The following is a 13,000-nucleotide window of genomic DNA, read 5'->3' as shown; positions in this document are numbered from 1 at the left end:
TTTAATTGATTTTCAATTCAGGGAAATCTGCCGATTTGTAGATAATCACTTCGCTAATGGGTTTACCTTCACCTTTGTTCTCGATGATCATTTCAGCGAGCCCCGATACATCAAAAATCAAATCGTTGAATGTTCGTACCTGCTTAGCCGGAATATCTTCTTTGTAAGAAACCTTAATTGTATTCCTCAAATCGCCAAAGTGACCATTATTAAACCCTTCGTTGTAAATAATTTCCAAATAAAGTTTCGGGTACTGGTTCATTTTCGACCGCGTAGGCTGCGATGGAATGCTTTCCCAGATTGCTTTACGGAATAACTTTTGGTCTTCTTCGGTTAATCCTGTTGCTTTTGCAGCGTATTTATTAATAGTTCCATTAAATGCCAACAAGCTATAATACACGCGGTAATCTTTCCCAAATGTACTGCTGTCATCATTCATGATAGTCACAATCGAGTTTGATTCAACCAATTCGACCTGATTTAAGGAATACCCCCAATTCATTTGAATCGCACCAGTATAGGCTTTAGTGAATCCGCCTACGGCAAATGCGCTCCCAAACATTCGGATATCAATGAATTTGTCTTTGACCAGTTGTGAAAGGATGTAATAATTTAACTTACTGTTCTTTTTATTTTGCAACAATTTAAGAATTGTATCTTTTCCTTTCTTCTCCGCAATAATCTCAATGAAATCTTTTAGTAAATCCGGGGTTTCTTCGAATAGAACAGCACGCTCATTCTCGTTCGATAAAACTCGTTCTATTACATATTCAAGCTTGGTATCAGAACTCACTTTACTGTCACCCTCCATATCGACAAAAATGTCTTGTCCCTGATCTTTCAGGTAATCGCGGATAAATCTCTTCACACGAGTATCGGTGACTAGGTTCGTGTTAGTATCGTAGTCCATACGGGGTTTGTTCTCCTGATCGGGATCGCCGTTTGGATTGCATAATGTAGCATCGTACAAAAATATGAAATCGGAATTGTGATTTACTGTTGTCATGATTATATTTTTTATTAGTTGTTATCAAAATAGAGAGAAAAGCCAGAAAGAATATAGAAGACACTTTCCTGAGGGGACAAAACCCATAGTCTTTCGTCGGCAGGAAACCCCTGAGAAAACATCCTCGAATAATAATTGATCTGATTAACGATTTTATATTGTGAGGATAGTTCAAAAGCATCTACATATAAACGCTGTATTTTGGAATGATCCATTCCATTATAATTGATTTTATTCAAAACAGGCTTTTGCTGATGCCCTTTTTTATACTGGGCTGTTCCTACTTTGTTGATTATCCGTCCAAGCCAGTACAATGCTTGTTGTTGAGGAGAATAACCCATATCGATAAAAAACCGTTGTAGCTTGTCGCTACTTTCAGGAGTCTCCTGAGATATTTTTTCATTTTCTTCCATATCAGTAAGGTTTAATGATTTTAAAAGATTGAGTAAAAAGAGATATTTTATCACGCTGTCCCGAATAGCAAAGTCAAAACTTTCGGGTTTAAAAGTAATATTTGAATAAGAACGGTAACGGTTATAATAATGACAAAGAATAAGTTCAGCAAAATGGATAAACACTTTTCTCCTCTGTACTTTTCTTTGTTCAAGTATTTGCGATAACATCTTCAGTGCGTCATTTTTTTGTTCATGGTCTTTTCTGATGGGGATAGCAAAATAAATAGCCGAAAGATTTAACCGTCTCTGATTGAAATAGTTTGAGATTAAATCCGATTGCTCTTTGTCATTCCAAACAATATTGTGAAACCATATACTGCTGACATCCTTGATATGATTGATTACTTTTACGCTGTTACCATCGCTGGCATAAGCAATGTAATTGATCCAATATAATGAACTTTCTGAATCTATTCCGAGCGATTCAATCGTGTTATCTAATTGTTTTGTAGAAAATACCCATTCGCTTATTCTTTGAATGTGGTCAAGTTCAAATTTAATATCGACATTCTCCGGATTAAGAAAAGCAGGAATGAAGTAGTGTTCGATATTTGCAATCCTCACTGAACAGCGTTGATTATTCAGTTTACCCCTGATGTAATTCGATCCATTTTGCAGAGCATTCTTTACTTCCGAGTTAATTTGATAATTTTTCTTGAAAGCTTTATTGTCAAAATTACTTGCGTAATTAATAGTCGTAGTAACAAATAATTTATTCAAATCTTCCCGATCTGAAAAAGAAGGCAATATCACACTTTCGCTTTTCTTTCCAGTTATATAACAAAGCGATTCAGAATCATCTGTCTTCAGAACTGAATTCTTCGAGAAATTATTTTTCACATAAAAATCATATCCGTCAAGATGACACAACAATGTTGGCTCGTTTATTCCAAGAGCCTCAGCCTTGATTGCGATAGTAAGCATTACTACTTTATGATTTTTGGGTAACGATATTTTTTTCGAAATGAATTCGCTTTCTAACACGTCAAGCCCTGTTGATTCTTCTTCTATTGGCACATTTTTCAAAGAGCAACAAGCATCCAAGGCTTTATAGAAAACAGTTTCTTTTGCCTCCGGGTATGATTTCAGGAGGCTCTTCTGAAAGAGTCCTTGTCCGGTATCTTCTTCAGGCTTACCGAAAATACTTTTTTGTAAAATAGGTAGCTTTTTAGGATAAGAGCAAGTTACCATCCAAGGATCACCTCTTCTTCCCCAAAGTTCGCTGTTGATATTTCTGTTTTTTATTGGTGAAGATTCAACCCCAAAAGCATAGACATCATTTCCAACATGAATTGTTTGTTGATCAATGTCAAACGTCACTACCAATACATAGTTCATTATTGGCTCTCCGTCTTTGGATCGTTCTTCAAATTTAGGAATTTCAACCAGATTGTCCCATTCGCCTTGCTGTCGGGCAACCTCATTTCCAATGGCGATTAAAGTATCATGCATTATTTGTGTTTATATTTTAGCATTATCCTACATTTTTCCTGTTTTTATCTCCGAATAAACCCTAATCTTAACTCTCTTAAACGGTTGTGCTTCCGGATCAATACTTCTTATTCTGGCTTTTACTTTTACACCCTGGTCCATCATCCTCGCAACAATTTTATTGTCGGTGCGGGGCAGGTAACCTAGCTTTTGGTTTTTGCGAAATACTTCCACTGCAAAATAGTCGTGCGGGTTTTCGGGTTGCCGTTGTAGCGTGAGTTCATCGTTCTTCTTTAAATGCTTTTCCAACTCGGATCCATTGTAGTATTTAAACCCGGCGATGTAAGGCGAATTCAGGTAAATTTCTGTCGTCCTTTCCGGCACACCGGCTCCCGCATGTTTTGCTACGAGAGCTGCTGCTCCGCTTAAAAATATCCGTTTTATAAAATCAAACCTGTTCATTCCATTTATTCAAATTCACGGCAAGTTCAGTTTTCAAACTCCAGATTTCGTGGAAAGTCATAGAAAATGTTTGCATTTGTCTATTTTTTCTTTCAGAAACTCTATAAATCCATCGTCGCCTATCAGTCGGATATCTTCCGCCATTCCCATCATAAAACGCCCGGGGCCTTCGTATTTGGCAACCGGGACTTTAAAAAGAAAATGATTTTTTGTGGTTCCGGTAATATATTTTTCGGTTAACGGGTATTCTTCCACCAGTAAATTCCGTGCCCGCAGATTCAATTCAAATTCCACCTGCTTATTTAGTTCCCCGGTATTACGGAAAACATCTACAGGCGCCGAGTGGTGCAAGTGTTCATACTTCCAGCCAAACGGAGTTTCCAGCGCGTCCTCCATGCGACAAATTTTAAACTGGCGGTTTTTCTTTACCTCTGTGTCAAATGCCCAAACGAGGTTAAAATCGTCTTTAAACTCAAAAGGTTCCACCCTCCGGTTTTTCACGGTTTGGCTATTGCCTGAAGCATAATTCACCAGCAAAACCTGTTTTTTGTTTTTTACGGCATTATTCAATACAGAAACCATTTCAGTCTTTTCCTTTTTCAGGTACGCCTCCACTGCTTTGTCCTGGTTCAGAAAAGCTACCAGTTTTTGCTTCAACCGTTTGGCCGGCAGCGTGTGCCCCTCAATGGCGTCTATACTTTTAGCAAGGATATAAGCTTCTTCTTCAGAGAAGTGAAGCAGATTAGCCAGTACATGTGTGGCCTTATCCTCGGCTTCCACCCAGTACTTCCCTTCTTTTTGCTGCAGATTAAAACCAATATTGATTAATTCGTTACGATAGTTGTAAAAGGCTGACTCCCTGATATCGAGAAAATCAGTACACTCTTTCCTTGTTTTGGGGTAACTTCCAGAAAGGAAAAACAACAACCGGAGCAGCCTGAACGCTTTGTTATCGTGGGGCATAACTAAAGATTTGAACTTATGGCCTTAAAGTTAAAAAATATATTCGTTTGGGATACTTTCTGAGAAAAAATAAATCACCTGTTCAATGCTCGAACTACCAAACTATAAATTTATCATGTTAACCAACTGCAAAAAATAATCTGGCGGGAGTTTGATATATTACATATCTTCTAACGAAAGAAAACGTTTTTCAATTGTATATTTTGCCAGGGCTTTGTCCTTGAGACGCTCTACTTTGGCTGAAAATAAATCAGGTTTAAAGTTTTTCTTCTGACGTTTCACCTCAGCAACAAAAGCTTGATTTTTCTCCAGTTTTAATGCAACAATATCTATTTCATTTTGCTCATTTTTAGATTCCCACCACGAACCAATTTCCCTGTATTGGAAGCTTTCGGCTAATTTCTGTTTAAAATAGCGTTCAAGCATTTTACCTGAATAAGTTGGATAGTCAGCCTCAATGATATTTCGCAGTCCGTTGAAATTCTTTATTTCAATTAATGACCGATGACGGTCAAAATAATTAAACCAGAAACGAATAAAATTATCCTGAATTTCATAGCGCACTGCCTGTGTGCCCTCTTTTGAAAAAACAGGCCTGCAGCGAACAATAATGTCATAATCTTCGATAAGCCTTTTTAATTGCCCGCCAATACTTTTGTTACCCAGTGCCACTTCAATTTTGGGCTGTGTATTAATCCCTCCTGAAATAGCACTCAAAATGGAAAAATAGGTGGCGTAATTTTTCCCGAATTCCTCAATGAGAAGATTCTTCCCCTCTTCGGTAAAAGAAGAATTTTCGCGAACCATAAATTCAATCATCCCTTCAACATCGAACCTGCTGCCATCGCAAAACAATTCAATGTATTTGGGAATACCTCCCGTAAAAGTATACAATGCCAGTAAATCATCGTTTGAATATTCAGGATAATAATCCTCCATTATTCTTTTTAGGGTAACAATATCAAATGCAGATAATTTGATAATATTATCTGATCTGCCAAACAATGGTTCTTTGGAATTCTGAAATATTTTCTGCATCAATAAATAAACAGAGCCACTGATTATCAGGTTTACATGAGTTCTTTTCCTGTAGCTGTCCCATATATTCTGCATATCGCTGAATACCGATTCATTGACATTGTAAAATTCCTGAAATTCGTCAATAACAAGGTTAAAAGAGCGTTGTGTGCCCAACTCCATCAGGAATTGAAACAACAACCTGAAAGACTGAATACCTTCAGGCACAAAAGTATTTAACGAACCGGCTATAATCGGAATAAATTCAGCACAAAGTGTTGCTTCATTTTTGCGTCCCACAAACAGATAAACAGTGGGTGTGTTTTCAACCGATTTCATCACAAGACTTGTTTTGCCAATCCTTCTTCTTCCGGCAACTACTGTCATCCGGGAAAAATCATGGAAAGAAAGATCTTGTATTCTTTTCAGTTCATTAAGCTCGTTATCTCTATTATAAAATTTCATACTTCCATTTTGTTACAGCCGTAACAGTTACGGCCGTAACAAAAATAAAAAATTAAGTTTAAAAAATATTTTGGCTGGAATATTTTTAGATAAGCAAAGGGATTCATACGTTACGCTATAAAATATCGACCATCGTATTTTTCTACAAAATTCATACGATAATAACAAGCAAAAAAAAGTACTTCAGATTACGTAGACCAACCTCACTGAAATGGCGAGCGTTAGTATAAACACACTTTACAAAATTGAATAAAGGCAGGCAGATCCATATTTTTTTTACTCCTTTTCTATTATCCTGATTTTCTGCTTCAGGTTGGTTTGGCTCCAGTGTACTTCATCAAAAAAATAAATTACATTAATACGGTCGGCTATTAACAAAACGGTCGGGCCAGGAAAAAGGCTTTTCTTCGGTAGTTGTATTAAAAACAACATGGTATAACTTTTTTTCCTGCATGCGTGCGTATTCAATGGGGCTGAACCTTTCTTTTATGATAAAGCCATTCAGTTATTGTTGACATTTCCCATCATTAAGTTCTGTTTTATTCATTACCGATGGCATTTTCCAACAAATATTTAAAATCAAATGCTCACATTTTTATTCACCTGAGTAAAAAATCCTTGCAGGTCATTCATTATTTGTCTTTAGGGAAGTGTACTTGCCAATACCCTCTTGTTCCACCAATACGTTTTAGAACGCCCTTATTTTTTAATGATTCCAGATGTTTTTTTACAGCGGAATCATTGATTTGTAATTTTGAAGCGAGCGTGCGGTAACTAATTTTATTGTCCTGATTTATCAGAGACAATATTTGTTCCTGCCTTGGAGTCAAACTAAATGACTTGCTTATTGAGCCACCTATTGAGCCACCTATTGAGCCACCATTTTCATATTCAATTTGACCACCTTCTTCACCATTTTTGACCACCGCATTGGGCAATGTCATGCGTAAAAAGTTATCGGTAAACCGGAAACATTCCCTGCCGTAGCTTTGTAATATTCGCGGAACACCAGATCCAAGGTATTCAACCATATCGAGATCCTTAAAAATACGCATAAGCTCTTTGTTTCTCGGAATGGAATATCCTTCAAAGAATTCCTCCTGCGATAATCCTGAAACCAGGCCTCCTGCCGAGGTAATTTCGAGTCGGTCAGAAAAAATCTCGAATTTGGGTGGGGCTTCAAATGAATAGTCGTTATGCACAACAGCATTAATTACTGCCTCGCGCAAAGCGATGGGATTCCAAAGCGGTGTATCAATCCTTTCTTTACGGGTAATCCTGGTTGTGGTTTTATTTTCCAAATCCAGTTTATCGAGAACCTGCTTGGTAGCTTTAATTAACGAGCAGTTGCCATACTCATTGCTTTCAATCAAATCTACCCGGTCAGTTCCGGCGTATTTTGCCACTTTAATGGAAGTGTTGTTATTATCAGCCAATAAGTAGGCCACGTAGTTATAATCTCCAGTTTCGGTTAACAATTCCAGATTAGCAGCAAATTTCTCTGTAAGATTATAACCCGACTCATTGTAATAGATTTTCAACTGCCCGAAAGACAAATCTTGCCGGTGCGATTTTATTTTACTGATGGAATCGCGTGTGCGTTTTGAAAACAAATCTTCAATCATGGAAATGGGCATAGGCTCAGTTGCTGATCCGATTCGGATAAAACTCCCTTTTTCTGTCATCCCGTGTTTTCGAAGGTAATAAGGTTTTTCAGGGCCACTGGCGACGATTATTTTCAGGATATCTTTTCCTTCCCTTTGTTCACTGAGCACATCAAATAACCCCAAACACGAGGGTTGAATGTTGTGTTTCAACCGGTCTTTGATTTTTAGCTGAACAGCATCGGCATTTTCCAATCCGATTAACGTGCCTGCTTTGTCAATTCCCAGCCAGATAATTCCACCTTCATGCGAATTTAAAAAGGCTACAACTTCCCGTTCCAATCCATCAGTAAGTTGCTGTTTATATTCTACTCGGTTTGATTCTGTCATAATTTAATATGTATAGACGATTCCCCACAACTCGTTAGCCAAATCCCAGAGGTTTTCTTCCATGCTTTTCTGTTTTCCACCTTCTCTTTGCTACGGTCAGTCATGCCGTTTGGTTTTTTCTTAGCCATTGAAATGTTTTCGGTTTTGGTAGATACTTGATTAATAAAAATTTGCAAAACAGCTTTTGCAGTCCGGTTTGCATTTTTCCAAAATTAGAAAATTGAATATAATGTGGAACGTTATTGGGGGAAAATCTTTATTCATCAGGAATTTTCCAAAAGGACAGCGACCAATAATTTAACAGAATTAGTAGATAAATTTAAGATTCTAAATAAGATTGGAACTTCTGGTGCAGGAATATATTATAAACTAATGGGGCAACAGAAGGCTCTTACCCAAAAACAAGACTAGCAACGACTTAGATAAAACAAAATGAACAACAATGGGGCAAGAAGACTAATTTGCAACCGAACACGATTTGCGTTAATAGGTTAAACCAGAGATTCTGATTGAAAATCAAATTCGTTTTTGTTTGTTTTTCTTCTTCTTAATCTTTTGTTTTAAAACTGCTTCTTTAGGTCTGTTTTTCTCCACCAACCGATTCAAATCCTTTGCCCACTGCGCCAACTGAAATTTATCAATAACCTGTTTCGAAATTTCCATCGTCTTCTCAACTTTAGCTGATACATAAAACCTCGGCCTCTCCTTAAACTTCGACAACCGGATCGGATACCGGATTGGAATCCCTTCTCCATCGGTTACCAGAACAATATGTCCTCTCCCGGATTTTTTGATTTCGACATTAAATAGCTTCAGGACTTCATTGTACATATCCTTGGAGGTGATTTCCTGCATTTGGTTCAGGTGTACAAACAGGTTTTCCAGGTTTTGTTTGATATTCCGGCTTCGGGGCGAAAATTTAAAATTGGATGGTTCTTTGGCCTGTTGGTTTGATAAGTCATATTTCTGTTCCAGTTCCTGCACAAACTTCTGCATTTTCTGTTTTTCATAGTTGTCCTTGATTTTTCGTCCGGTTTCCCTGTCAATCCGGGTGGATACCACATGAAAATGCACACGCTCCAAATCCTGGTGTTTGTAGACAAAGTAAGGTTGGTTCGCATAACCCATGTGTTCCATCATCCGGTCAATTTCATGCCGGATGGTTGTATCGCCCAGTTTCCGGTAATCATCCACCGATGGATTAAAAGAGATGTGCAGGCATTTGTTTTTGACACGGGTATTGGCTTTTTCAATATCCAACAGGTTTTTCAGGCGGTGCTTTTCGTCGTACATAAAGGGATTAACAGAAAGCGTATTCCGGGAGTGGAAGAAAACCGCTTTTCCTTCTTTCACTTTTTTTTCATTGTAGCGCAGGGCATTTTCAGTGTGCGTCGCCTGATGAATGACAATGACCATGTTTCATTTTGCTTTTCTATTTTGGCTCAATCTGGTCCAGGTAGTGTTGCAGCGTGGCAAAACAGTTTTTTAATTCGGAAAGGAGCTGCAGGAAAACCTTTCGGTCGGCATTGGAGAACTGGTAAACCGGATGGGTGTTCAACCGTTTGGAAACCTGGTTCAGGTTCACCCCGATTCTATTCAACTCATAATCCAGTTTTTGGGCTGCCTCCATAAATTCTTTGCTGGCTTCCACTTTTTTGATTTCCCTTTTCCGAACCAGTTTTGCCCGGCAAAAATCACTGATGGTCCGATAGCCTTCTTTTTTACACCTCTGCAACAATAACCTCTTTTCCAAACCTGAAAGCCGTATGCAAATCAGTTTATCCAGTTTGTCTGTATCGGACGTTTTAGGTCTCATCTTTTCATTTTAATCCGAAGGATTAATCACGCTTTTACCCGATGGTAAAAGTCCCTGCCGGATAGGCACAAGCGTTTTTGTATTACAAAAACACATCTTGCATTCCCCTACCCCGAAGGTTCTTCCTGCCTGTTTTCATGGGTCGTTTTTCAAAAAAAAAGAAAGAGAAACTTCTTTATAATGGCTTCCCTTTCTTCGTAATAAGAGTACGTAGTGATGGTTATCCTATTTTTTGTTTGGCACCTTTGGCTTTGTCCTGCTTCTGCTCCAGGTCTTTTTCTTTTTCCTGTTTAAACCCGGAGAAATTGATATTCCGGTTAGCGGCATCAATCTGTAGTGTTGCCCCGAATTTCTTCCCGTTGCGCCCGGTCATCCCGTCCAGGGTAACCTTTTTCCCGGCTGCCAGTTTTTGTTTTTGCTCTTCGGAAAGTGAAACACCTTTAATTCTATCCGGCACCTGAATATGCCTCGTCCGGAGCGATATCAGTTCATTGGTTTTGGAATCAACAGCCAGGTAGTAATTATCTTTCCTGCCATCCCTCCCGGTCAGCTCAATGGTTTTTCCCAGGTTCCGGTCGTTCAGCAACGCAGTTTTTTCCTGTTTGGTAAATTTATGCCCCATGTATTCATCGGGGACGAATAAACGCTGAATAGGATGTATCCGAACATTTACCGATCCGTCGTCCTGCTGTTGCAGCCTGATTTTAGCCGGAATTTTATACTCCTGGCTGTCAATTCTGGCATTGACAGTGTAGAGCTTCTCCGAGCGGAAACCGTTCAGAAAATCTTTCAGTTCATTCGGTTCCATGTGATTGACAAAATCACGGTTAATTCCCACTTTTTCCAGTTTCTCAAAAGGAATGTCTTCCTGTTTCATACGGGTGTACTGTTCCATAATCTTATTTTTAAATGTTAATCTACTTCAAAAACATGTTTTTCTTTGCGGTTCAGTTCTGTCAGGCCGCGAAGGATGGTGTAAACTTCTTCCGGTTTTTTGATAGCTTTCAGCCGGAATACAGGTGTGGTCTTGTCCGAGGTATACACAACCAGGTTTCCCAGTCCGAAAAAACGGTAAATCAAAGGCCGGTCAATTTGAAAATCCTTCAGCCTGTATAACTCAATATAACCGTGTTTTCTGTACAGAATTCCTGTTGTATGGTGCAGTTCTTCAGCGTCAACCTCATAACCAGTGCAGCGAATTTTAAGAAGGTGGTACCCCAGGTTTAAAAGGGTTCCCGCAAACAGATATACCGGTAACCTGCAAAGATGTATTTCCAGATTATCCGGGATAAACTCCCCCGGTATCATTTGGTGTATTGTTTCGCCATGGATTAAAAGCAAGGGTGTCATAATCAGCACCACAAAAAAATGTTTCAGGTTCACCACCTGAGATGGTCTGCATTTGATATAAGTTGTGTTTTCAATCATACGACTTGTTTTTATTGTGTTTGATTCTGGTTTTGTTTCCGGTTTTCTATTACAATAGAGCGGATATCATTCTGTATCCGGGTGCGGTTGCGTTCCAGCACATCGTCCCGGTTGTCAAAATCATAAAAGTCAGGAATCGGGACAAAACATTTTTCTTCCTTTTCCAGAGTCTTTGAATCTGCATTCATCAGGCAGTTAAAGTTCTTTTGACCGATTGGTTCCCCGAAGTTGTCGGCTACCTGCCCTACCATATACCCTTGCGGCAGGGTGGCAATTTTTCCTTCCGGTACCAGGTAATCCATCTGGGTGGAGAAGGAGGTAGACTGGGAATTTCGGTTAATACTGATGGATTGCCTTTCCTGCAGGATTTTTCCCATCCGGTTCTGGATAAACCGGGCTGTCTCCCCCACCGACTGGCCGGCAAAAATATTCCCGATGTTGGTCAGGACAGCATGGGCTTGTTCTTTCCCGTAATCGCGGATAAGCTGATCCATCGTCTGGATTCCCAGTAATGTTGAAATTTTATTGCTTCGTGCCGTGGCAATCAGCGTATCCAACCCCCGGAAATAAATAGTAGGTAATTCATCAAAAATTAAGGAGCATTTATGCTGGTACTTCCGGTTCATAACTTTCAGCATCCGGGTGATGAACAGGGAAAGGACTGCCCCGTACATTTCTATGCGCAGAGGATTGTTGGCCAGGCAAACTACCCCGGGGTGCTCCGGGTTGTTTATGTCCAGTGAAAAATCATTTCCTGAACATATCCAGTAAATCTCCCGGCTAATGATTTCGGAGATGGCAATTTTCAGGCTTCCCAATTGCCCTTCCAGTTGTTCGTGGGCGCCCCGTTTATGGGCATTGATAAACGGGTTGATAATGTTGGTCACGTCCGGCTCTCCGGAAAGTACCTCAAACAAATCGTCATAGTCCAGTTGCAGCAGTTCAATGGCATGCGGCAACGTACAAAACTCCCCGTTCCGGTATTTTTTCAAAAACCAGATAACCGCTGCAAAAAATGAAACGGCTGATTCCGAAAAAAATTCACCCTGTTTACGTATCCATTCCCTGTTCAGGTTGTAAAGCACCGTGCGGGAAGACTCAAAAGCATCAATCGTGCTTTCCATCAATTCCGGTGAAAGGGGGTTGCAACGGAAAGATTTGCAGGTGTTATCAAAGTTGATGACATAAAACCGGGTATTCTCAGGTAATATTCCCTTCTTTTTTGCTTTCAGATAATGGTTATAGGCTATCTGCGATAAATCCGGATATTTAAAATCATACACGCACAGGGCAAATCCTTTGGCCAGGTGCTGCCGGATGAAAGGCAGTACCACAGAATAGGATTTCCCGGAGCCCGGGGTTCCGATAACCATGGTTCCCCGAAACGGGTTGACAATGTTTATCCATCCTTCATGCCACTTGTTCCGGTATTGGTAAAGGGTGGCCAGGTTCACGGAAAACTCATTGGCGACGCAGGACTGTTGTTGCGGGAAACTTTCATTTTCCAGGTTAAAGCGGTCTTTCATCAGGTTGACATTAATCAGTTTGGAGACGTTGTCAAAACCGATGTTAAGAATCACAAATCCCAAAAAAGACAATCCAAGATAGATGGGAACATGCCGGTCAAAAAAATACAGGCTTCCCCAGTAAATTATGAGACCTGATATTATCCGGACTACCAATACCGAAACCTTCAGGTCCCTTTCCTTTTTAGCTTTGGTACCCATACACGTAATGGCCAGGAACACCAGGCACAGGACTTTGGAGTAGCCCACCCGTGCAATAACCTCCAGCCGGTTCAGCCGGATAATCAGATCCGACAGCTCTGCAATGTATATTCCTTTCTCCCTGAAAAATGGAACCTGATTCAAATACAATGTCAGAAACAACAGCAGGTAGCTGAAGAAACGGAAGCTTTCGTGCATTTTTTGCAGTTCCCTGGATTCGTGTATCATTTTTCCGT

General features: G+C 39.7%; 11 protein-coding genes. All 11 read right to left on the bottom strand.

The annotated features are described in order from the left end of the window. Position 1: 1 nt before the first annotated feature. Entirely contained in the window at positions 2 to 1,006 is a 1,005-nt protein-coding gene (gene cas7b / locus D1164_RS01650; protein WP_119348183.1) for a type I-B CRISPR-associated protein Cas7/Csh2, read from the bottom strand. A gap of 14 nt (positions 1,007 to 1,020) precedes the next feature. Further along, complete coding sequence (locus D1164_RS01645) at positions 1,021 to 2,913, bottom strand: TM1802 family CRISPR-associated protein (protein WP_119348182.1); 1,893 nt, start codon at positions 2,911 to 2,913, stop codon at positions 1,021 to 1,023. 27 nt (positions 2,914 to 2,940) lie between these two features. Continuing rightward, positions 2,941 to 3,354 carry an HIRAN domain-containing protein gene (locus D1164_RS01640; protein WP_119348181.1) on the bottom strand — a complete coding sequence of 138 codons (414 nt, stop codon included), beginning with the start codon at positions 3,352 to 3,354 and terminating at the stop codon, positions 2,941 to 2,943. A gap of 57 nt (positions 3,355 to 3,411) precedes the next feature. Next, positions 3,412 to 4,317, bottom strand: coding sequence for a helix-turn-helix transcriptional regulator (locus D1164_RS01635; RefSeq protein ID WP_119348180.1), 906 nt, complete (start codon positions 4,315 to 4,317; stop codon positions 3,412 to 3,414). A 159-nt stretch (positions 4,318 to 4,476) separates the two neighbouring features. Next, a complete protein-coding gene (locus D1164_RS01630) occupies positions 4,477 to 5,799 on the bottom strand; it encodes an ATP-binding protein (RefSeq protein WP_119348179.1) in 1,323 nt (440 codons plus the stop codon). A 632-nt stretch (positions 5,800 to 6,431) separates the two neighbouring features. Next, positions 6,432 to 7,793, bottom strand: coding sequence for an RNA-binding domain-containing protein (locus D1164_RS01625; RefSeq protein ID WP_119348178.1), 1,362 nt, complete (start codon positions 7,791 to 7,793; stop codon positions 6,432 to 6,434). 516 nt (positions 7,794 to 8,309) lie between these two features. Then, the gene (locus tag D1164_RS01610) at positions 8,310 to 9,209 is read right to left on the bottom strand and encodes a relaxase/mobilization nuclease domain-containing protein (protein WP_119348175.1); all 900 of its coding nucleotides are present in this window, start codon (positions 9,207 to 9,209) and stop codon (positions 8,310 to 8,312) included. A 16-nt stretch (positions 9,210 to 9,225) separates the two neighbouring features. Continuing rightward, positions 9,226 to 9,609, bottom strand: coding sequence for a plasmid mobilization relaxosome protein MobC (mobC, locus tag D1164_RS01605; RefSeq protein ID WP_119348174.1), 384 nt, complete (start codon positions 9,607 to 9,609; stop codon positions 9,226 to 9,228). Between the two features lie 220 nt (positions 9,610 to 9,829). Further along, on the bottom strand, positions 9,830 to 10,504 hold the full coding sequence (locus D1164_RS01600) for a DUF3945 domain-containing protein (protein WP_119348173.1): 675 nt from the start codon (positions 10,502 to 10,504) through the stop codon (positions 9,830 to 9,832). Positions 10,505 to 10,521: 17 nt separating this feature from the next. Further along, on the bottom strand, positions 10,522 to 11,037 hold the full coding sequence (locus D1164_RS01595) for a PH domain-containing protein (protein ID WP_119348172.1): 516 nt from the start codon (positions 11,035 to 11,037) through the stop codon (positions 10,522 to 10,524). 11 nt (positions 11,038 to 11,048) lie between these two features. Next, the gene (locus tag D1164_RS01590) at positions 11,049 to 12,992 is read right to left on the bottom strand and encodes a type IV secretory system conjugative DNA transfer family protein (RefSeq protein WP_119348171.1); all 1,944 of its coding nucleotides are present in this window, start codon (positions 12,990 to 12,992) and stop codon (positions 11,049 to 11,051) included. Between the last annotated feature and the right edge of the window lie 8 nt (positions 12,993 to 13,000).

This window comes from Mariniphaga sediminis, assembly GCF_003573545.1.
GTDB classification, from domain to species: Bacteria; Bacteroidota; Bacteroidia; order Bacteroidales; family Prolixibacteraceae; genus Mariniphaga; species Mariniphaga sediminis.
Note: the sequence above shows the minus strand (reverse complement) of the source record. Positions and strands in the feature narration are given on the sequence as shown.

Excerpts from the sequence above, each read along its gene's own strand:
- D1164_RS01610 (WP_119348175.1), bottom strand. The coding sequence starts at position 9,209 with ATGGTCATTGTCATTCATCAGGCGACGCACACTGAAAATGCCCTGCGC.
- cas7b (WP_119348183.1), bottom strand. The coding sequence starts at position 1,006 with ATGACAACAGTAAATCACAATTCCGATTTCATATTTTTGTACGATGCT.
- D1164_RS01630 (WP_119348179.1), bottom strand. The coding sequence starts at position 5,799 with ATGAAATTTTATAATAGAGATAACGAGCTTAATGAACTGAAAAGAATA.
- D1164_RS01600 (WP_119348173.1), bottom strand. The coding sequence starts at position 10,504 with ATGGAACAGTACACCCGTATGAAACAGGAAGACATTCCTTTTGAGAAA.
- D1164_RS01640 (WP_119348181.1), bottom strand. The coding sequence starts at position 3,354 with ATGAACAGGTTTGATTTTATAAAACGGATATTTTTAAGCGGAGCAGCA.
- D1164_RS01645 (WP_119348182.1), bottom strand. The coding sequence starts at position 2,913 with ATGCATGATACTTTAATCGCCATTGGAAATGAGGTTGCCCGACAGCAA.
- D1164_RS01625 (WP_119348178.1), bottom strand. The coding sequence starts at position 7,793 with ATGACAGAATCAAACCGAGTAGAATATAAACAGCAACTTACTGATGGA.
- mobC (WP_119348174.1), bottom strand. The coding sequence starts at position 9,609 with ATGAGACCTAAAACGTCCGATACAGACAAACTGGATAAACTGATTTGC.
- D1164_RS01590 (WP_119348171.1), bottom strand. The coding sequence starts at position 12,992 with ATGATACACGAATCCAGGGAACTGCAAAAAATGCACGAAAGCTTCCGT.
- D1164_RS01635 (WP_119348180.1), bottom strand. The coding sequence starts at position 4,317 with ATGCCCCACGATAACAAAGCGTTCAGGCTGCTCCGGTTGTTGTTTTTC.
- D1164_RS01595 (WP_119348172.1), bottom strand. The coding sequence starts at position 11,037 with ATGATTGAAAACACAACTTATATCAAATGCAGACCATCTCAGGTGGTG.